This is a genomic window from Luteococcus sediminum, assembly GCF_054783495.1.
In genome coordinates this window covers 79,149-98,898 of sequence record NZ_BAAGQL010000050.1, presented here as the reverse complement: position 1 = coordinate 98,898, position 19,750 = coordinate 79,149, and the positions used below count along the sequence as shown (strand labels likewise).

The following is a 19,750-nucleotide window of genomic DNA, read 5'->3' as shown; positions in this document are numbered from 1 at the left end:
GTGACGGTGCCCGCCCCCAGGAAGGAGGCGGGCACCGTCATGCACGGCGTCGCGATCAGGCCATCAGCTGGCGAACCTCCGGCCCGATCGGCCGGAGCAGGCGGCTGTGGCCCTCGGTGAGCAGGTTGTCCACGCCGTGGGCGGCGGCACGTCCCTCGGCGATCGCCCACACGATCAGCGACTGGCCCCGGCCGCAGTCACCCGCGGCGAAGACCCCGGGCACGCTGGTCTGGTAGTCGTCGCCGCGCTGCACGTTGCCGCGCTCGTCGAGCTCCAGGCCGAGCTCGGCGACGATCCCGTCGGGCTCGGGGTGCACGAAGCCCATCGCCAGCAGCACGAGGTCTGCCTGCAGCTCCCGCTCGGTGCCCTCGACCGTGACCAGCCGGCCCTCCTCGAAACGCACCTCCGACAGGCGCAGCCCGGTGACCTGGCCGTCCTCGCCGAGGAACTCGGAGGTGTTGACGGCATACATCCGCTCACCGCCCTCCTCATTGGCCGAGGCGATCCGGTAGATCATCGGGTAGGTGGGCCAGGGCTGGTGCTCGGGACGGGTCTCGGGCGGCTGCGGCATGATCTCCAGCTGGGTCACCGAGGCCGCACCCTGGCGCAGGGCGGTGCCGAGGCAGTCATTGGACGTGTCGCCGCCGCCGATCACCACGACGTGCTTGCCGCGGGCATCGATCTGGTCGGCCGGCGGCTCGGGGGCCGACAGGGCCTGGGTGGCCTGGGTCAGGTAGTCCATCGCCTGGTGGATGCCGGCCAGCTCACGGCCCGGAAGGGGCAGTTCACGCGGCACGGTGGAGCCGATGGCGAGCACCACCGCGTCGAAGCGTTCCAGCAGCTGCTCCCCGGTGATGCCACCGACGGCGTCGGCACCGGGCCCGATCGGGGTGTTGGCCTTGAAGACCGTCCCCTCCAGGCGCATCTGCTTGAGCCGACGGTCGAGGACCGCCTTCTCCATCTTGAACTCGGGGATGCCGTAGCGCAGCAGGCCGCCGATGGCGTCGGCCCGCTCGTAGACCACCACGGTGTGCCCGGCCCGGGTGAGCTGCTGGGCGGTGGCCAGGCCCGCCGGCCCCGATCCGACGACCGCGACGGTCTTGAGCGAGTGCCACTGCGGCTGCTGGGGCACCACGCGCAGGTCGTCCCAGGCCTTGTCGATGATGGAGACCTCGATGTTCTTGATGGTCACCGGCTCGCGGCTGATGCCCACCACGCAGGCCGTCTCGCACGGTGCCGGGCACAGCCGCCCGGTGAACTCCGGGAAGTTGTTGGTGGCGTGCAGGCGTTCCAGGGCATTGGTCCACTCGTCGCGCCAGACCAGGTCATTCCACTCGGGGATCAGGTTGCCCAGCGGGCATCCCGTGTGGCAGAAGGGGATGCCGCAGTCCATGCAGCGGCTCGCCTGGTCGCTGATGATCGGCAGCAGGGCCCGGCCGGGCGTGCCCGGGTAGACCTCCTGCCAGTCGGCCAGCCGCTCCTCGACGGGGCGACGTTCAGCCAGCTGGCGTTGCCTGGTGATGAATCCGCGCGGATCAGCCATGAGCTGCCTCCATCATGAGATCGGTCATTTCGTCTTCCTTGATGCCGGCGAGGAGGGCGTCCTCGCGGGCCTTGATGACCCGGGCATAGTCGCGCGGGAGGACGGTGGTGAAGTGGTTCGAGAGCCAGCCGTCGTCGTGCTCCAGCAGGCCGGCTGCGACGGTGGAGCCCGTCTCGTCGCGGTGCAGGGTGAGCAGTTCCCTGATCCTGGCGATGTCCGCGCCGGTGGCGGGGTGGGCGTCGACCAGTTCGGTGTTGAGCCTGGCCGGCTGCAGGTCGAGCACCCAGGCGGTGCCGCCGCTCATGCCGGCCGCGAGGTTGCGGCCGGTCGGGCCCAGGATCAGCGCCTCGCCGCCGGTCATGTACTCCAGTGCGTGGTCGCCCACGCCCTCGACGACGGCGGTGGCACCGGAGTTGCGCACCATGAAGCGCTCCCCCACCAGGCCGCGCAGCAGGATCTGGCCGCTGGTTGCGCCGTAGCCGATGACATTGCCGGCGACGATCTGGGTGGCGGGGTCGAAGCTGGCCTCCGGCCCGGGGGCGACGACCAGCCGACCGCCGCACAGGCCCTTGCCGACGTAGTCATTCGAGTCGCCCACCAGGCGCAGCGTGATGCCGCGGGGCACGAAGGCCCCGAAGGACTGCCCGGCGGTGCCGGTGAGGGTGAACACGATGGTGTCGTCCTCCAGGCCCTTGCCACCGCTGGCCATGGTCACCTCGTGGCCGAGGATGGTGCCGACGGTGCGGTCCACGTTGCGGATCGGCAGCGTGTGCGCCACCTGCTGCCCCTGTTCGAGGGCGGGACGCGCGAGCTCGACCAGCTGCTGGTCCAGCTTCGCCTCCAGGCCATGGTCCTGCACGGTGGTGGCGTGCAGCGCGGTGCCCTCGGGCACCTCGATGCGCTCCAGCACCGGCGAGAGGTCGAGGCCCTGTGCCTTCCAGTGGCCGACGGCCTGCCGGACGTCCAGCGCCTCGACGTGGCCGACGGCTTCCTGGATGCTGCGGAAGCCGAGCTCGGCGAGGATCTCGCGCACCTCCTGGGCGATGAACTCCATGAAGTTCACGACGTGGTCGGCCTGCCCGTGGAAGTGCTCGCGCAGCGCCGGGTTCTGGGTGGCGATGCCCACCGGGCAGGTGTCCTTGTGGCAGACGCGCATCATGATGCAGCCGCTGACCACCAGGGCGGTGGTGGCGAAGCCGAACTCCTCGGCGCCCAGCAGGGCGGCGATGACCACGTCGCGGCCGGTCTTGAGCTGGCCGTCGCACTGGACGACGACCCGGTCGCGCAGGCCGTTGAGCAGCAGGGTCTGCTGCGCCTCGGCCAGGCCGAGCTCCCACGGCCCGCCGGCGTGCTTCAGCGAGGTCAGCGGCGCCGCGCCGGTGCCGCCGTCGTGGCCGCTGATCAGCACCACGTCGGCCTTGGCCTTGGCGACGCCGGCCGCGACGGTGCCCACGCCCACCTCGGAGACAAGCTTGACGTGCACCCGGGCTGACGGGTTGGCGCACTTGAGGTCGTGGATCAGCTGCTTGAGGTCCTCGATGGAGTAGATGTCGTGGTGCGGCGGCGGGGAGATCAGGCCGACGCCGGGTGTCGAGTGGCGGGTCTTCGCCACCCACGGGTAGACCTTCGGGCCGGGCAGTTGGCCGCCCTCGCCGGGCTTGGCGCCCTGGGCCATCTTGATCTGGATGTCGGTGGCATGGCTGAGGTACTCGCTGGTGACGCCGAAGCGGCCGCTGGCCACCTGCTTGATGGCGCTGCGGCGCTGTGGGTCGTGCAGGCGCTCGGCGTTCTCGCCACCCTCGCCGGTGTTCGACTTGCCGCCGATGCGGTTCATCGCGATCGCCAGCGTCTCGTGGGCCTCCTGGCTGATCGAGCCGTAGCTCATCGCGCCGGTGGAGAAGCGCTTGACGATCTCGCTGACCGGCTCCACCTCGTCGATGCTGATGCTGGGCCTCTCGGAGCTGAAGTCCAGCAGCGAGCGCAGCGTCATCAGGCGTCGGGAGTTGTCGTTGACCAGGTCGGTGTAGCGCTTGAAGACCTCGTAGCGTCCGGTGCGGGTGGCGTGCTGCAGCCGGAAGACGGTCTCGGGCGTGAACAGGTGCTCCTCGCCCTCGCGACGCCACTGGTACTCGCCGCCGACGTCGAGGGTGCGGTGCGGCGTCTTGGACGTGATCGGGTAGGCGCGCTCGTGGCGCAGCTGCACCTCACGGGCCACCTCGTCGAGTCCGATGCCCTCGATCCGGGTGGGGGTTCCGGTGAAGTACTCCTCGACGAAGTCGCTGCGAAGCCCGATTGCCTCGAAGACCTGGGCGCCGGTGTAGCTCTGGATGGTGCTGATGCCCATCTTGCTCATCACCTTGAGCACGCCCTTGCCCAGTGCCCTGTAGACATTGCCGATGGCCTGCTCCGGCTCGGTCTGCACGTAGAGCTCATGGCGGGCCATGTCCTCGGCGGACTCGAAGACCAGGTAGGGGTTGACCGCGGCCGCGCCGTAGCCGACCAGCAGCGCGACGTGGTGCACCTCGCGGACGTCGCCGGCCTCGACGACCAGGCCGGCCATGGTACGGGTCTTCTCCCGCACCAGGTGGTGGTGGATGGTGCTGGTGAGCAGCAGTGACGGGATCGGTGCCAGCTCGCGGTCGGCGTGCCGGTCGGAGAGCACGATGGTTCGCGCGCCGTCGGCGATCGCCTGGCTCACCTCGGCGCGGATCTCGTCCAGCCGGCGACGCAGCGCCTCGCCGCCGCCGTCGACCGGGTAGAGCCCGCGCACCACGTGCGCCTGGTAGTCGGGGTGCTCGCCGTCGGCATTGATGCGGATGATCTTGGCCAGCTGGTCGGAGTCGATGATCGGGTACGGGATCACCATCTGGCGGCAGGACTCCGGCCCGGGGCTCAACAGGTTGGCCTCGGGACCGATGGTGCCGGCCAGGCTGGTGACCATCTCCTCGCGGATGGCGTCCAGCGGCGGATTGGTCACCTGGGCGAAGAGCTGGGTGAAGTAGTCGAAGAGCGTCTTCGGCCGGTCGCTGAGCGCCGCGAGCGGGGTGTCGCTGCCCATCGACCCGATCGTCTCGGCGCCCGTGTTGGCCATCGGGGCCACCACCAGGCGCAGCTCCTCGTGGGTGTAGCCGAACAGCTGCTGGCGACGGGTCACCGAGGCGTGCGAGTGCACGATGTGGGTGCGCTCGGGCAGTTCGTCGAGGTTCAGCCGGCCCTCGGCCAGCCACTGGCCGTAGGGGTGCTCGGCGGCCAGGGAGTCCTTGACCTCCTCGTCGGTGACGATGCGGTGCTCGTCGAGGTCCACCAGGAACATCCGGCCGGGCTGCAGGCGGCCCTTCTGCACCACCTCGGCGGGGTCGACGGGCAGCACGCCCGCCTCCGAGGCGAAGATGACGCGGTCGTCGGTGGTCACCCAGTAGCGGGCGGGGCGCAGGCCGTTGCGGTCGAGCACGCCGCCGATCTGGGTGCCGTCGGTGAAGGTGACACAGGCCGGGCCGTCCCACGGTTCCATCACGTGGGCGTGGAACTCGTAGAAGTCGCGGTGGGCGCGGCTCATCTCCGTGTCCTTCTGCCACGCCTCGGGAACCATCATCAGCACCGCGTGGGGCAGCTTGCGCCCGGCCAGGTGCAGCAGCTCCAGCACCTCGTCGAAGCTGGCCGAGTCGGACCCGCCGGGGGTGCAGATCGGGTAGAGGCGCTCGAGGTCGCCGGGGATGAGGTCGCTGGACAGCAGTGCCTCGCGAGCCCGCATCCAGTTGCGGTTGCCCTTGAGCGTGTTGATCTCGCCGTTGTGGGCGATCATCCGGAAGGGATGGCTCAGCTCCCAGGCTGGGAAGGTGTTGGTGCTGAAGCGCGAGTGCACCAGGGCCAGGGCCGAGCGGACCCGCTCGTCGTGGAGCTCGGGGTAGACCTGCTCCAGCTGGCCGGTGGTCAGCATGCCCTTGTAGACCAGGGTGCGCGAGCTCAGCGAGGCGAAGTAGACGCCGGCCTCGTTCTGGGCGCGGCGACGCAGCACGTAGACCAGGCGGTCGAGATCGAGGCCCTGCTCCCCACTGCGGCTGGAGACCAGCAGGTGTGCCATGTGTGGCATGGCGCCCAGCGAGATGGGGCTCAGGCCCTGGGTCTCGACGGGCACGTCGCGCCAGCCGAGGACCTTCAGTCCCTCCTCCAGGGCGATCTTCTCGATGCTGATCCGGGCCAGGTCGCGGGCTGCCTCGTCGACGGGAAGGAAGGCCATCCCGACCGCATAGGCGCCCGGTTCGGGCAGGGCGAGGCCGCTGGCCTCGCGCAGGAAGTCGTCGGGCACCTGGATCATGATCCCGGCGCCGTCACCGGCTGCCTCGTCAGCGCCGGTGGCGCCGCGATGGTCGAGGTTGCGCAGGGCCTCCAGGCCCTGGGCGACGATCTCGTGGGAGGGCTCCGCGGTCAGGCGTGCCACGAAGGCCACGCCGCACGCGTCGTGCTCCTGCTCGGGGCGGTAGAGCCCCTGGGCGGGGCGCTGGGGAAAGACGGTCATGCTCATCTCCGATCGTCGGGGTCGGTCTCCCGACCCGGACGAGGCTAGAGAGGCAATGTTTCTGGGACGTTACGCGTCACATGCTGGACACGTCGCCCCTGTGTCGCCGGCCCAGCAGCACGAAGGCCAGCAGCCCGCAGAGGAGCACGACGAGCGAGGTGTACTCGTTGAGCCGGAATCCGCCCACATGGTTCACGCTGTCGATGCGAAGGTGCTCGATCCACTGCCGACCAAGGCAGTAGACGACGACGTAGAGCGCGAAGACGCGCCCGCGGGCCAGCCGGAAGCGCCGCTCGGCCCACAGCAGCACGAGCACGCCGGCCAGGTTCCACCCCATCTCGTAGGCGAACGTGGGGTGGAAGGTGGCGAACTGCTCGAAGCCCGCGGGCCGGTGGGCAGGGTCGATCTCCAGGCCCCACGGCAGCGTGGTGGGGCGCCCGAAGAGCTCCTGGTTGAACCAGTTGCCCAGCCGCCCGATGGCCTGGGCCAGCAGCAGTCCGGGCGCACCGGCATCGGCGAAGGCGGCGAAGGAGAAGCCCTTGCGCCGCGCCATCACCCACACCGCCAGCGCACCGGCGGCCACCGCCCCCCAGATCCCCAGCCCGCCATTCCAGATGTAGAGCGCCTCGACCGGGTTGCGGCCGGGGCCGAAGTAGAGCTGGTGGTCGGTGATGACGTGGTAGAGCCGCGCCCCGACGATGCCCGAGACCACGGCGACGGCCAGAACGTCCTCGAAGACCTGCGGATCGCCGCCCTGCGCCTGGTAGCGGCGCCTGGCCAGCACCGAGCCGGCGACGATCCCGGTCAGGATGCACAGGGCATAGGCGTGGATCGCCACGGGGCCCAGGTGGAAGGTCGACCAGCCGGGGCTGGGGATGCTCAGCAGCACGACTGGATCAGGCCTTGCCGCGCACGCCGCGGGCCAGGTCGTCGACCAGCGCCCGCAGCTCGGCCAGGTCACGGCTGCCCGACTCCTCGTTGCGCAGCAGGCAGTGCACCAGTGCCGAGCCGACGATGACGCCATCGGCCACCTGCGCCAGCTTCGCTGCCTGGGCACCGTTCGAGACGCCCAGTCCGACGCCGACCGGCAGCTCCGGACGGGCCTCGCGGACCCTCGCCACCAGGGCCGGCGCGGCCGAGGAGGTGCTGGTGCGGGCCCCGGTGACGCCCATCACGCTGGTGGCATAGACCCAGCCGCGGCAGGCATCCAGGGTGGAGGCGATCCGGGCGTCGGTGGACGAGGGGGCCACCAGGAAGATCCGGTCCAGGCCGTGCTCCTCGGAGGCGGCCATCCAGGCGTCCGCCTCGTCGGGGATCAGGTCGGGCGTGATCAGGCCGCATCCGCCGGCATTGGCGAAGTCGCGGGCGAAGGCATCGACGCCGTAGGTCTCCACCAGGTTCCAGTAGATCATCGCGGTGGCGCGCGTCCCGGTGGCAGCGACGGCCTCGACCGCCTTCAGCACGTCACGGGTGCGCACCCCTCGCTCCAGGGCGCGGGTGGTGGCGTGCTGGATCGCCAGCCCGTCCATCACCGGGTCTGAATAGGGCATGCCCACCTCGACCACGTCGACACCGACGCCATCGGTGCCCTCGCACAGGGCCTTCATCGCGTCGAGGGAGCCCGGTACGTCCGGGAAGCCGACCGGCAGGTAGCCGACCAGGGCGGCGCGCCCCTCGTTGCGGGCCTCGGCATAGGCATGACCGGACTTTCCCAGTCGTGCCTCGTCGGTGAACGTGGTGTTGGGGTAGCTGCTCACTTCTGTTCCCCCTCGACGTCGTGCTCGGCGGCCTCGACCTTGTCCTCGGCGAGCTTGCTGCGCGACTCGTCGGTGGCCAGGCGGCCGGTGGTCTCGTCGACCGAACCGTCGATGCCGAAGTAGCTGATGGCGGTGTCGACGTCCTTGTCACCGCGGCCGGAGATGTTGACCACGATCAGGGGCTTGCTGTCGGGTGCCTTCGCGGTGAGCTCCAGCGCAAGCTTCTGCGCGCCGGCGACGGCATGGGCCGACTCGATGGCCGGCATGATGCCCTCGGTCTCGGTGAGCAGCTTCAGCGCCTTCATCGCCTCGGCGTCGGTGACCGGCAGGTACTGCGCCCGCCCGGTCTTGGCCAGCCAGGCGTGCTCCGGGCCAACGCCCGGGTAGTCGAGGCCCGCCGAGATGGAGTGGCTCTCGATGGTCTGGCCGTCGTCGTCCATCAGGACATAGGTGCGCATGCCGTGCAGCACGCCCGTGCGGCCGGCCGTGATGGTGGCGGCATGTCGGCCCGTCTCGACCCCGTCACCGGCAGCCTCGAAGCCGTACAGGCCCACCTCGGAATCGGGGACGAAGTCGGCGAAGATGCCCATGGCATTGGAGCCGCCACCGACGCAGGCTGCGACGGCATCGGGCAGGCGACCGTAGCGCTCGAGCACCTGGGCGCGCGTCTCGGTGGAGATGATGCGCTGGTACTCGCGCACCAGCATCGGGAAGGGTGCGGGGCCGGCGACGGTGCCGATCAGGTAGTGGGTGGTGTCCACATTGGTCACCCAGTCGCGCATGGCCTCGTTCATGGCGTCCTTGAGCGTCATGGAGCCGGCCTCGACGGCCACCACCTCGGCGCCCAGCATCTGCATGCGGGCGACGTTCAGCGCCTGGCGCTCGGTGTCCACCTTGCCCATGTAGATGCGGCACTCCAGCCCGAACAGGGCGGCGGCAGTGGCGGTGGCCACGCCGTGCTGGCCGGCGCCGGTCTCGGCGATGACGCGCTTCTTGCCCATGCGCCTGGTGAGCAGTGCCTGACCCAGCACGTTGTTCACCTTGTGGCTGCCCGTGTGGTTGAGGTCCTCGCGCTTGAGCACGATCGTCGCGCCCTGGGAGCCCTCGGCGGCGCAGTGCTCGGCGAAGCGTCGCGCCTCCCAGATGGGAGTGGGACGGCCGGCGTAGTCGCGTCGCAGGCGCGCCAGCTCGGCGTGGAAGTCGGGGTCGGCCTCGGCCTCGGTGAAGGCCTGCTGCAGCTCGTCGAGGGCTGCCTGCAGGGCCTCGGGGACGAAGCGTCCCCCGAAGTCGTCGAAGTGCCCACGGGAATCGGGCAGGGTCATCAGTCCTCCTGGGAAGTGGCGGCCGCCGCGGCGACCATGGCGCGGATCGCCGCCGTGGGATCGCCGTGGCGCACCAGCGCCTCGCCGACCAGGACGGCATCCGCCCCCTGCGAGGCCACCAGGGCGGCGTCTGCGGGGGTGAGCACACCCGACTCTGCCACCTTGACGGTGTCCTGGCCGAGCAGTCCCACGAGACGGCCGAACTGCGCCAGGTCCACCTCGAGGGTCTTGAGGTTGCGGTTGTTGACCCCCACCAGCTCGGCGCCGAGCGCGGTGGCGCGCTGCGCCTCCTCGGGGGTGTGCACCTCCACCAGCGGCGCCATGCCGAGTTCGACGACCAGGTCGTGCAGGGAGCGCAGCAACTCGTCGTCGAGGGCGGCGACGATCAGCAAGACCAGATCGGCGCCGTGGGCGCGGGCCTCCCACACCTGGTAGGGGTCGACGACGAAGTCCTTGCGCAGCACCGGGATCCCGACGCGCTCGCGCACGGCGTCCAGGTCGGCCAGGCTGCCGTTGAAGCGTCGCTGCTCGGTGAGGACGCTCACGACGCTGGCGCCGCCCTGCTCGTACCGGGCGGCCAGGGCAGCCGGGTCCTCAATGGTGGCCAGCGCCCCCTTGGACGGGCTGGATCGCTTGACCTCGCTGATCACCGACAGCCCGGGAGCGCGCAGGCGCGAGAGCACGTCGAGGGCCGCTGGACGCGCGAGCGCGGCCTCGCGCAACTCGGCGAGGCCGGTCGTGGCCTGCCGCTCGGCCATGTCGGCTCGGACACCGACGATGATCTGGTCGAGGACCGTGGGGCTCACAGGTCGCGGGCCGGGGTTCCGTAGCCGGCGGACTTCATCACCAGGGTGGCGATGCCGCCAAGGAGCACCATTGCGGTGGGGACGGCGACGCCGACCCAGCCGAAGCGCTCGAAGCCGAAGCTCGCGGTGTAGGTCAGGATCAGGAAGCCGGCCAGCGCGATCCAGGTCCCAACCCAGGCGGCGGGAGACTTGCCCTCGTGGTAGTGCAGCTGGCGCTCGTGCTTGACGCGCAGCTTGGGGGTCTCGGGCGACGTGTTGTGCTGAAGGTGGGTCATCGGTCCTCCTGGTCGTCAGTGCTCTCGAGGAGCGAGACTACCGTCATTTCCGCTCCGGATGGGCTTCGTGTGCTGCTCGTGGTCGGCGGTGGGGTCCAGGCCCGCGTCGAAGGCCTTCCACACGTCCAGATCCGTCTGCGGCGGTCCGCCCACGGTGGTTCGGTCGAAGCGGGCGTCGCGGGTGGCCCAGCGGGGCGCGAAGACCAGTTGGGTGAGCCCGCCCATTGCGGCCAGGGCCGACGCGCCCAGCAGGGCAGCGTGGGCCTGGCCGCGCACCACGGCCATCGCCAGACCGGCACCCAGCAGCAGCACGACGAGTGCGACCAGGCGGCGGCCGAGCCGTCGTGCCAGCAGGGAGAGCCCGACTGCCGCGAGCAACGACCACGCAATGGTCCGCACCAGGTCTGCCTGGTCTCCGCAGCGCGAGGCGAGGGCCAGGGCGAGGATTGCGGCCACGGCCGGTGCGATCCAGGCGACGGCCTTCTGCGCAGAGCTGGCCTTCTTCATTGGGGGGATCATCGGCCGAGGCTCCTCAACCCGGCGGCGCGACGCACCGCGTCCAGCGGCCCGGCTGCCTTGTCCTGCGTCTCGGTGTTCTCCTTCTCGGGAACCGAGTCGGCGACCACGCCAGCGCCGGCCTGGACATGGGCGATGCCGTCCTTCAACAAGGCGGTGCGGATGGCGATGGCGGCATCGGCATTGCCGGCGAAGTCGAAGTAGCCCACCACTCCCCCGTAGATGCCACGCCTGGTGGTCTCCAGACGGTCGATGATCTCCATCGCCCGCACCTTGGGAGCGCCCGACAGGGTGCCGGCGGGGAAGCAGGCCAGGGTGACGTCGAGCCCAGTGGTGCCCTCGGCCACCTCACCGGTGACGGCCGCCTCCAGGTGCATCACGTGGCTGTAGCGGCGCACGTGCATGAACTCTGTGACCTCGATGGTGCCGGGACGGCAGACCCGGCCCAGGTCATTGCGCCCCAGGTCGACCAGCATCAGGTGCTCGCTGGCCTCCTTCTCGTCGGCCAGCAGGTCCAGTTCCAGCTGGTGGTCCTCGGCGGGCGTGGCGCCGCGGGGCCGGGTGCCGGCGATCGGGTGAGTCGTCGCCACGCCGTCGGTGACCGTCACCAGCGCCTCGGGGCTGGAGCCGACGATGGCGAAGCCGGGCAGGCGCATCAGGTACAGGTAGGGGCTGGGATTGGTGGCGCGCAGCTCCCGGTAGACGTCCAGGGCGTCGACCTCGGTGGGCAGGTCGAAGCGCTGGCTGGGCACCACCTGGAAGATCTCGCCGGCGCGGATCTCCTCCTTGGCCTGCTCCACCATGCCCAGGAAGTCGGCGTCGGTGCGCTGGCGCTGGACGGGTTGCGTCGGGGCCGGTCCCCGCTGGGCCAGCAGGGAGGGTCGGGGCTGGCTCAGCTGCTCGGCCAGTGCCCTGACACGCCCGACAGCATCGGCGTGGGCCTGCTCCAGGCGCTCGGGCGAGTCGTCGAAGTTCACCGCATTGGCCACCAGCCAGACCTCGCCCAGCTTGTGGTCGAAGACCACCAGGTCGCTGGCCAGCATCATCGTCAGCTCGGGCACCTGCAGGTCGTCGACGCAGGTGTCGGGCAGCTGCTCCAGCCGGCGCACCACGTCATAGCCCAGGTAGCCGACCATGCCCGAGGTGAAGGGCGGCAGCTCGGGATCGCGCTCGGTGTGCAGCACCCGCAGGCTCTCACGCAGCGCGGTCAACGGGTCGGAGTCGGTGGACAGGCCCGCGACCCGACGCCCCAGCCACTGGGCGCGGCCCTCGCGCTCGGTGAGCGTGGCGGCGGCATCGACCCCGACGAAGCTCCACCGCGACCAGACGCCGGCATTGGCCGACTCGAACAGGTAGGTGAGCTCCCGGGTGCCGCACAGCTGGTGGTAGGCAGCCACCGGGGTGAGATCGTCGGCCACCAGACGAGCAGTGACGCTGATCACGCGACGGGTGCGGGCCTGGGCGCGAAAACCGTCCAGGTCGGGGCTGATCTGGATGTCGAGGGCACTCATCGGACAGGCCCGGCCGCGTCGTCGGCCAGCAGAAGGTCTGCGTCGAAGCAGCTGTCATCGCCGGTGTGGCAGGCCCCGCCGCGCTGGTCCACCCGGAGCAGCAGGGTGTCGCCGTCGCAGTCGAGGCGCACCTCGCGCACGTGCTGGGTGTTGCCGCTGGTCTCGCCCTTGATCCAGTACTCCCGGCGGCTGCGCGACCAGTAGGTGGCGCGGCGGGTGGTCAGGGTGCGGTCGAGGGCCTCGTCGTCCATCCAGGCCATCATCAGCACGGCACCGGTGGTGGCGTCGACGACGACGGCAGCCACCAGCCCGTCTGGATTGCGACGCAGGCGCTGGGCGAGGCGGGGATCAAGAGGCATGCGTCCATTGTCCCCGATGCGCGACTAGGATCGAGCCATGTCCTTCTCACAAGACGAACGTCTGGCCCTGTGCGACCTGCTCGAGGAACTCGGCCCCGATGCCCCCACCCTGTGCGAGGGATGGCAGACCCACGACATGGCCGCCCACCTGTGGCTGCGCGAGACCGACCCGCTCGCCATGCCCGGCATGATCGCCGCCCCACTGGAAGGGCTCACCGAGCGACGCATGGACGCGCTCAAGCGCAAGCTCGGCTACGAGGAACTGATCGGCCGGATCCGCAAGGGCCCGCCCCGTTTCAGCCTCTTCGCCCTGCCCGGTCTGGATGAGGCCGGCAATGCCACCGAGTACTTCGTCCACCACGAGGACGTGCGTCGCGCCCAGGCTCCGGAACTCGGGATGCGCGAGCCGCGAGCACTGGACGACAGCGCCCAGGAGGTCTGCTGGAAGCGCGTGTCCAGCATGGGCCGGCTGATGGTGCGCCGAAGCCCGGTGGCCGTCAGCATGCAGCGGCTGGATGCCGCCGACGGTGGCCCGGTGGGCAATCCTGTGCGGCTGGGCGGTGAGGGCGAGGGGGTGGTGCTGCGCGGCCTTGCCAGTGAGCTGCTGCTGTTCTGCTTCGGCCGCACCGAGGCAGCAGCGGTCGAGCTGCGCGGCGCGCCCGAGGACGTGGTGGCGCTGCAGCAGGCCAGTATCGGGCTCTGACCTGCCGCAGCGCCGGTTGCTCAGGCGTCGTCGACGACGATCACGTGCAGCTGGCGCGGGCCGTGCACCCCGTCGACGCGGCTCAGCTCGATGTCGCTGGTGGCCGAGCCACCCGAGATCATCGTCATCGGCTGGCCCTCGACGATCGCCGGCTTGACCACCGCGATCGACTCGGGAACGTCGGAGACCACCTGGCTGGCCAGCACGACGCAGATGTGCCGGTCCGGGACCAGGCTGATGGCGCGGCGCCCCTGGTCGGGGCCGTGGGTCAGCACGATCGTGCCGGTGTCGGCGATCGCCGAGGCCGCCGCCGTCACCACCGCGTCGGTCTCGTTGAGCACCTGATTGGACAGCTCGGCCGAATCTGTGCGGATCTCCAGGCCGTGCTCGCGGATCGCCGCCGTCCACGACTCGTCGAGCCCCGCCGGGACGACGACGCTGGAAGTGGCGCCGGTGGACATCAGGCCGTCGACGACGGCCTTGGGAACGTCGGCGCGGGAGACCCGCACCACAGCCGCGTCGTAGTCGAGCACCTTCTCGACGAACTCCCCCACCACGTCCTCGATCGGGAGCCCGGAGCCATAGGTCCAGTCGACGGCCACGTCGGCCACCGGGTCCTTCTCGGTGACGTCGGTGCTGGCGCGACGGATCCGGGCGAGGATCTCCTCACGCGCGGCCTTGTCGGTGCTGATGGTGGCGGTGCCACTGCTGTGCGTGGTCATCACTTGCCCTCCTGTCGGTTGGCCTTCCACCACTGGCGGAAGCTCTGCTTGGGTACGTCCTCGACATCGCGGTAGCGCAGCCACCGGTCTGCGACGGGGGCCGGGATCGGGCCGAGGGTGCGGCCACCCAGCACCTTGCCGGCCAGCGAGGAACCCATCTGGACCGCCTCGAAGTGCTTGGCATCGCCCATCACCCACTTCGCCGTCTTCATCAGCGCCATCTCGGTGCCCACCTCGATGTCGCGCGGCACCTTGTCGGCCTTCTCCGCCTGCACCACGCGGTTGCGCAGGTGCACCAGGATGTCGGTGAAGGGGATCTTCACCGGGCACACGTCATTGCAGGCGCCGCACAGCGAACAGGCATAGGGAAGTCCGCGGTCGACGTCGTGCTCCACCCCGCGCAGCTGCGGGTTGAGCGCCGCACCGATGGGGCCGGGGTAGACCGAGCCATAGGCGTGGCCGCCGGTGCGCTCGTAGACGGGGCAGATGTTCAGGCAGGAAGCGCAGCGGATGCAGCGCAGCACCTCGCGGCCCAGCTCGTCGGCAAGCACGTCGGTGCGTCCGTTGTCGAGCAGGATGATGTGCTGCTCCTGGGGTCCGTCGCCCTCGTGGACGCCGCTCCAGATCGAGTTGTAGGGGTTCATGCGCTCGCCGGTGGCCGAGCGCGGCAGCAACTTGAGGAAGACCTCGAGGTCCTCAAAGGTGGGCAGCACCTTCTCGATGCCGACGATGCTGACCAGGGTCTTGGGCAGGGTGAGGCACATCCGGCCATTGCCCTCGCTCTCGACGATCACCATGGAGCCGGTCTCGGCGATGATGAAGTTGCCGCCGCTGACCGCCATCTCTGCGCGCAGGAACTTCTCGCGCAGGTGGATGCGGGCGGCGTCGGCCAGCTCGGGCGGGTTGGAGGTGATGTGCTCGGGAGCGGGACGGCCGTAGCGGCCCATCTCGCGCAGGAAGATCTCGCGCACCTCGGCCCGGTTGCGGTGGATCGCCGGCACCACGATGTGGCTGGGACGGTCGTGGCCCAGCTGCACGATCAGCTCGGCCAGGTCGGTCTCCCAGGCCGCGATGCCCTGTTCCTCGAGGTACTCGTTGAGGTCGGTCTCCTGGGTGGTGATCGACTTGATCTTGACCACCTCGTCGACCTGCTTGGCCTTCGCGATCTCAGCGACGATGCGGTTGGCCTCCTCGGCATCGCGTGCCCAGTGGACGTGGACGCCGTTGCGGGTCAGGTTCTCCTCGGCCTGGACCAGGTAGTGGTCGAGGTGGCGGCCCACCCGGTCCTTGATGGCGGCGGCGGCGGTGCGCAGCTCCTCCCAGTCCGGGGTCTCCTCCACGCGCATGGCGCGCTTGTTGCGGATGGTGGTGGTGGCATTGCGCATGTTCTTGCGCTGCACGCCCAGTTCCAGTTCCTTCTTGGCAGCCTTGGGGAACTTGGGCATCCCCAGGTAGGTGCCGGGCTGGGTGGGTGCGGGGGTCAAGCGCGCCACGCCCTGGTTGCCGTCGACGACGCGCACCGGGCCCGTGGCCGGCTTCTGCATCTGCTGGTTGGTGGTCATGCCGTGGCCTCCTCGGTGTTGGCGAGGATCTCCACCAGGTGGATGGGCTTGACCCCCGAGTTCTGGCGGCTGAGAACACCGCCGATGTTCATCAGGCACGAATTGTCACCGGCGACGACGAATTCCGCACCGGTCTCGCGCACATGGCGTGCCTTGTCGGCGGCCATCGCGGCGCTGACGTCGGCATTCTTGATGCTGAAGGTGCCGCCGAAGCCGCAGCACTCCTCGGCATTGGGCAGTTCCAGCAGGGTCATCCCGCGCACATTGCGCAGCAGCTCCAGCGGGCGGTCGGCCAGGCGCAGCAGCCGGTTGCCGTGACAGGAGGAGTGGTAGGTGACGGCGTGCGGGAAGTAGGCACCGACATCGGTGACGCCCAGCACGTCGACCAGGAACTCGGTGATGTCGTAGACCTGCTGGCTGACGCGGTCCACCTCGCGCTGAAGGCCGGCGTCCTTGGAGTGCTTGGCCAGCATGGGGTGCTGCTCCCGCACCGCGGCGGTGCAGGAGCCTGACGGCGAGACCACGTAGTCGTAGTCACCGAAGGCCTTGACGTACTGGCGCACCTGGGGGATCGATTCGTCGAAGTAACCGGTGTTGGTGGTGATCTGGGCGCAGCAGGTCTGTTCGCGCGGGAACTCGACGGTGCAGCCGAGGCGCTCCAGCAGCTTGACGGTGGCCTGGCCGGTGCCGGGGAACATCACGTCATTGATGCAGGTGATGAACAGGGCGACCTTCTTGCCCTTGCCCGGCTGCTCGCCGGTGTGCAGCGGTCCCTCTACCGGGACGATCGGGGTGGTCATGGGCTTGCCTCCAGTGGTGGTGGGACGGTCGTGACGGGTCCTGGCCTGGCTCACGGGACGAGCCAGGACAGGACGGGGGTGGACATGAGGCCGGCGAGGATGCACATCATCACCAGCAGGGCGATGGAGTACTTGAAAATGTTGCGCAGGATCACCGACTCGCCACCGGCCAGTCCGATGGCGGTGGCGGCGATGGTGAGCGACTGGGGCGAGATCATCTTGCCCACCACGCCACCGGCACCGCCGGTGCCGACCAGCAGGCCGCGCATCGTCTCGGTGCCCAGGTGCGAGCCGGTGCCGATCTGGGTGCCGACGCTGGACTGCAGGTTGCTGAACAGCAGGTTGGCCGAGGTGTCGGAACCTGTCACGTAGGTGCCGATCCAGCCGAGGATCGGGGCCAGGAAGGGGTACAGGGCGCCGGCGCCGGCGACGAACAGGCCCAGGGCCAGCGTCTGGCCGGAGTCGCCCATCACATAGGCCAGGGCGACGACCAGTCCGATGGTGAGTGCGCTGAACTTCATCTTGGCGGCATTTCGGCCGAGCTCGGCGAAGACCTCCTTCATGGGCACCCGGTAGACGAGCCCGACCATCAGGGCCACCAGGACCAGCAGGAAGCCGGGCTGGCTCAGCAGGGGCAGGGTGTAGGAGCGGTGCCCGGCGGGCTGTCCGGTCACGGAGTTGAGGCCGCCCAGCAGGGGCCACGCGATCTTCTGGTCGGCACTGGCCAGCAGGGACTTCACGGCGGGCAGGGCGGCGATGGAGAAGACCACGATGACCAGGATGTAGGGCACCAGCGACATCCAGATGCGGGCGGCGGTCAGGCCCTCGGCGCCGGTGGCCTGGGCCTTGATGGGCTCGGTCTCGACGCTGGGGTCCATCGGGATGCCGATCCGCCCGGCCGCCTCGTGGCCACCCTTGGGCTGCCACACCTTGAGGAAGACCATCGCCAGCGCAACGCTGATCACGGCGCAGAAGACCTCGGTGAGGTTGAACACGGGCGTCGCGGCGACGATCACCTTGGTGATGCCGAAGACGATGCCGACGAACAGGCCGAAGGGCCAGCACTCCTTGACACCCTTCTTGCCGTCCATGATCCACAGCAGCAGGAAGGGCACCACCAGGCAGAGCATCGCGCAGACACGGGCGGTCACCTCGGCAACCATCTGCACCGGCACCTCACCGGCCTTGGCGGCCATCAGCACGGGCAGGCCGACGGCGCCGAAGGCCACCGGAACGGTGTTGGCGACCAGGGCGGTGAGGGCGGCCCGCAGCTTGCCGAAGCCGACCGCGATCAACATGGCCGCGGCGATGGCGACGGGGGCACCGAAGCCGGCCAGGGCCTCGAGCAGGCCGCCGAAGCAGAAGGCGATCAGGATGCCCAGGATGCGGGGGTCATCGCTGATCAGGAAGAAGGTGCGGCGCAGGTCGTCGAAGCGGCCGCTGATCACCGTCACCTGGTACATCCAGATGGCCGAGAGCAGGATGAACACGATCGGGAAGAGGCCATAGACGAAGCCCTGGACGCTGGTCGCCAGGGCCATGGCGATCGGCATCTTGAAGGCAAGCACACCCACCAGCAGGGCGACCAGCCAGCTGATGCCGGCGGCATGGTGGGCCTTCCAGCGCAGGGCGCCGAGGGTCACCAGCATGGTGAGGATGGGCAGCAGGGCGACCAGCGCCGAGAGCCACTGGGCTCCCAAGGGGTCACTGGTCGGCGTGAAGGTCTGAAGCAGGTGCATGGAAACTCCGTTGTCCCAGAGGTGGTCCTACTCCACCGAGCGTATGGTCAGTCCACAGCTCTGGCAAGCATCTGCCACCTCTTTTCCCACGAACATTCCGGCACATTTTTCACACGTAAATGAAGGCCGCGTCGGGGCTCCAGCACTGGCGCCTCGACCCGGCCGGGAAAGCTGTGTCAAACGGTTCAGTCCTCGAAGGGCTCCGGAGCCGGCACGGCCTCCATCTCGTCACCCAGGGCACCGCGGTTCGCGTGACGTCCATTGAGCAGCAGGTTGAGCAGGACGGCACTGATCGCAGCGGCCGAGATGCCCGAGCCCAGGACCATCTCCAGCCAGGTGGGCAGCGCTGTGTAGATGCCGGGCACCGCCATCGGGAAGACGACCAGGGCCAGGGAGGTCGCCACCACGAAGATGTTGTTGCCGCGTTCGAAGTCCGCCTGCTGCAAGGTCTGGATGCCGGCCGCGGCCACCGAGCCGAAGAGCACGACACCGGCGCCGCCGAGCACCGGCGACGGCACGCAGGCCACCACCCGGCCGAGCAGCGGGAACAGGCCCAGCAGGATCAGCAGCACGGCTCCTGCGGCCACGGTGTAGCGCGACTTCACCTTGGTCACCGCGATCAGGCCGACGTTCTGCGCGAAGGCCGTGGGCGGGAAGGAGTTGAAGACCGGCGCGATGATGGTCGCGGCCATGTCGGCGCGCAGGCCCCGGGTGATGCGTCGTCGGTCCACGTCGGTGCCCACCACCTTGGCCACCGCGAACAGGTCGGCCATGATCTCCATCAGCGTCACGATGATGACCACCACCATCGAGATGATCGCGCCGATCTCGAACTGGGGTGCGCCGAAGAAGAAGGGCGTCGGCAGGGCCACGACGGCCCCCTTGCCCACTCCGCTGAAGTCGACCTGGCCAAGGACTGCCGCCAGCAGGGTTCCAGCGGCGATGCCCACCAGGATGCCGACGCGGGACAGCGCCGGCACGCGGGTGCACACCAGCACCACCGCCAGGGTGAAGGCGGCCAGTGCCAGGTTGGTGAGGCTCGCTCCCCCGGGTTGGTTGCCGGCCACCCAGCCCGCGGCCACCGGCAGCAGGCTCAGACCCATCGCGGCGATGATGGTGCCGGTCACCACCGGTGGGAAGTAGCGCTGGATCCGGCTGAACAGGGGCGCGAGCAGGAAGCCGACCACGCCCGCCACGATCACCGAGCCGTAGATCACCGGCAGCCCACCGCCACTGGCGATGATGGCGAGCATGGTGGAGACGGCGCCGAAGGTGGTGCCGTTGACCAGAGGGAGCTTGGCACCCAGGCCGGCCAGTCCGAGCGACTGCACCAGGGTGGCCAGGCCGGAGACGAACAGGGCGGAGGCCACCAGCATGCCCACCTGGTCGGGCGGCAGCTCGGCCGCGGAGCCGACGATCAGCGGGACGGCGATCACGCCGCCGTACATGCTCAGGATGTGCTGGAGGCCGTAGAGGAAGGCCTTGGAGACCGGGATCCGTTCATCCTCGGGGCGGATGGTGGGTGTGCTGGTGGCGCTGGTGCTCACGGCGGGGTGGTGTCCTTTTGACGAGGTGTGGGAGAACTCGGCCGCCGCGCACCCGCGGGTTCGCGGCGGACG

The 19,750-nt window shown here is 69.7% G+C and carries 16 protein-coding genes; 1 reads left to right on the top strand and 15 read right to left on the bottom strand.

Annotated features, from left to right (window positions below):
- Nucleotides 1-55: 55 nt before the first annotated feature.
- From ACYVKA_RS15845 to hisI, 10 genes are all read right to left on the bottom strand, one after another.
- Complete coding sequence (locus ACYVKA_RS15845) at nt 56-1,543, bottom strand: glutamate synthase subunit beta (RefSeq protein WP_460706876.1); 1,488 nt, start codon at nt 1,541-1,543, stop codon at nt 56-58.
- A complete protein-coding gene (gene gltB / locus ACYVKA_RS15840; protein ID WP_460706874.1) occupies nt 1,536-6,059 on the bottom strand; it encodes a glutamate synthase large subunit in 4,524 nt (1,507 codons plus the stop codon). The genes ACYVKA_RS15845 and gltB overlap by 8 nt, the downstream gene beginning before the upstream one ends.
- 76 nt (nt 6,060-6,135) lie before the next feature.
- Complete coding sequence (gene lgt, locus ACYVKA_RS15835) at nt 6,136-6,948, bottom strand: prolipoprotein diacylglyceryl transferase (protein ID WP_460706872.1); 813 nt, start codon at nt 6,946-6,948, stop codon at nt 6,136-6,138.
- Nucleotides 6,949-6,955: 7 nt separating this feature from the next.
- Complete coding sequence (gene trpA, locus ACYVKA_RS15830) at nt 6,956-7,774, bottom strand: tryptophan synthase subunit alpha (RefSeq protein WP_460707131.1); 819 nt, start codon at nt 7,772-7,774, stop codon at nt 6,956-6,958.
- A gap of 38 nt (nt 7,775-7,812) precedes the next feature.
- Nucleotides 7,813-9,138, bottom strand: coding sequence for a tryptophan synthase subunit beta (trpB, locus tag ACYVKA_RS15825; protein ID WP_394277671.1), 1,326 nt, complete (start codon nt 9,136-9,138; stop codon nt 7,813-7,815).
- A complete protein-coding gene (gene trpC / locus ACYVKA_RS15820) occupies nt 9,138-9,944 on the bottom strand; it encodes an indole-3-glycerol phosphate synthase TrpC (RefSeq protein WP_460706870.1) in 807 nt (268 codons plus the stop codon). Before trpC ends, trpB begins: the two co-directional genes overlap by 1 nt.
- Complete coding sequence (locus ACYVKA_RS15815; RefSeq protein ID WP_460706868.1) at nt 9,941-10,219, bottom strand: HGxxPAAW family protein; 279 nt, start codon at nt 10,217-10,219, stop codon at nt 9,941-9,943. Before ACYVKA_RS15815 ends, trpC begins: the two co-directional genes overlap by 4 nt.
- Before the next feature lie 15 nt (nt 10,220-10,234).
- A complete protein-coding gene (locus ACYVKA_RS15810) occupies nt 10,235-10,738 on the bottom strand; it encodes a hypothetical protein (protein WP_460706867.1) in 504 nt (167 codons plus the stop codon).
- A complete protein-coding gene (locus ACYVKA_RS15805) occupies nt 10,735-12,246 on the bottom strand; it encodes an anthranilate synthase component I (protein ID WP_460706866.1) in 1,512 nt (503 codons plus the stop codon). The genes ACYVKA_RS15810 and ACYVKA_RS15805 overlap by 4 nt, the downstream gene beginning before the upstream one ends.
- Entirely contained in the window at nt 12,243-12,605 is a 363-nt protein-coding gene (gene hisI / locus ACYVKA_RS15800) for a phosphoribosyl-AMP cyclohydrolase (RefSeq protein ID WP_394277666.1), read from the bottom strand. The genes ACYVKA_RS15805 and hisI overlap by 4 nt, the downstream gene beginning before the upstream one ends.
- A 37-nt stretch (nt 12,606-12,642) precedes the next feature.
- Between hisI and ACYVKA_RS15795 the strand changes: the two genes are divergently transcribed.
- Nucleotides 12,643-13,308, top strand: a complete 666-nt coding sequence (locus ACYVKA_RS15795) for a TIGR03085 family metal-binding protein (protein WP_460706864.1) — start codon at nt 12,643-12,645, stop codon at nt 13,306-13,308.
- A gap of 20 nt (nt 13,309-13,328) precedes the next feature.
- Here the strand turns inward: ACYVKA_RS15795 and ACYVKA_RS15790 are convergent, their stop codons facing one another.
- The 5 genes from ACYVKA_RS15790 to ACYVKA_RS15770 form a co-directional block, all read right to left on the bottom strand.
- Nucleotides 13,329-14,030, bottom strand: a complete 702-nt coding sequence (locus tag ACYVKA_RS15790; RefSeq protein ID WP_394277664.1) for a LutC/YkgG family protein — start codon at nt 14,028-14,030, stop codon at nt 13,329-13,331.
- A complete protein-coding gene (locus tag ACYVKA_RS15785; RefSeq protein ID WP_460707129.1) occupies nt 14,030-15,574 on the bottom strand; it encodes a LutB/LldF family L-lactate oxidation iron-sulfur protein in 1,545 nt (514 codons plus the stop codon). The genes ACYVKA_RS15790 and ACYVKA_RS15785 overlap by 1 nt, the downstream gene beginning before the upstream one ends.
- Before the next feature lie 14 nt (nt 15,575-15,588).
- Nucleotides 15,589-16,392 (bottom strand): (Fe-S)-binding protein, encoded by an 804-nt coding sequence (locus tag ACYVKA_RS15780; RefSeq protein ID WP_394277675.1) that lies wholly within the window; start codon nt 16,390-16,392, stop codon nt 15,589-15,591.
- Between the two features lie 50 nt (nt 16,393-16,442).
- Nucleotides 16,443-18,131 (bottom strand): L-lactate permease, encoded by a 1,689-nt coding sequence (locus ACYVKA_RS15775; RefSeq protein WP_460706862.1) that lies wholly within the window; start codon nt 18,129-18,131, stop codon nt 16,443-16,445.
- Nucleotides 18,132-18,316: 185 nt separating this feature from the next.
- Entirely contained in the window at nt 18,317-19,678 is a 1,362-nt protein-coding gene (locus ACYVKA_RS15770) for a uracil-xanthine permease family protein (protein ID WP_460706860.1), read from the bottom strand.
- Nucleotides 19,679-19,750: the final 72 nt, after the last annotated feature.

What these genes read in the sequence shown, in the direction of transcription:
- trpB (WP_394277671.1), bottom strand. Translation starts at nt 9,138, where the DNA reads ATGACCCTGCCCGATTCCCGTGGGCACTTCGACGACTTCGGGGGACGC.
- ACYVKA_RS15795 (WP_460706864.1), top strand. Translation starts at nt 12,643, where the DNA reads ATGTCCTTCTCACAAGACGAACGTCTGGCCCTGTGCGACCTGCTCGAG.
- ACYVKA_RS15785 (WP_460707129.1), bottom strand. Translation starts at nt 15,574, where the DNA reads ATGCAGAAGCCGGCCACGGGCCCGGTGCGCGTCGTCGACGGCAACCAG.
- ACYVKA_RS15805 (WP_460706866.1), bottom strand. Translation starts at nt 12,246, where the DNA reads ATGAGTGCCCTCGACATCCAGATCAGCCCCGACCTGGACGGTTTTCGC.
- ACYVKA_RS15790 (WP_394277664.1), bottom strand. Translation starts at nt 14,030, where the DNA reads ATGACCACGCACAGCAGTGGCACCGCCACCATCAGCACCGACAAGGCC.
- ACYVKA_RS15810 (WP_460706867.1), bottom strand. Translation starts at nt 10,738, where the DNA reads ATGATCCCCCCAATGAAGAAGGCCAGCTCTGCGCAGAAGGCCGTCGCC.
- ACYVKA_RS15780 (WP_394277675.1), bottom strand. Translation starts at nt 16,392, where the DNA reads ATGACCACCCCGATCGTCCCGGTAGAGGGACCGCTGCACACCGGCGAG.
- gltB (WP_460706874.1), bottom strand. Translation starts at nt 6,059, where the DNA reads ATGACCGTCTTTCCCCAGCGCCCCGCCCAGGGGCTCTACCGCCCCGAG.
- ACYVKA_RS15775 (WP_460706862.1), bottom strand. Translation starts at nt 18,131, where the DNA reads ATGCACCTGCTTCAGACCTTCACGCCGACCAGTGACCCCTTGGGAGCC.
- hisI (WP_394277666.1), bottom strand. Translation starts at nt 12,605, where the DNA reads ATGCCTCTTGATCCCCGCCTCGCCCAGCGCCTGCGTCGCAATCCAGAC.
- ACYVKA_RS15815 (WP_460706868.1), bottom strand. Translation starts at nt 10,219, where the DNA reads ATGACCCACCTTCAGCACAACACGTCGCCCGAGACCCCCAAGCTGCGC.
- ACYVKA_RS15845 (WP_460706876.1), bottom strand. Translation starts at nt 1,543, where the DNA reads ATGGCTGATCCGCGCGGATTCATCACCAGGCAACGCCAGCTGGCTGAA.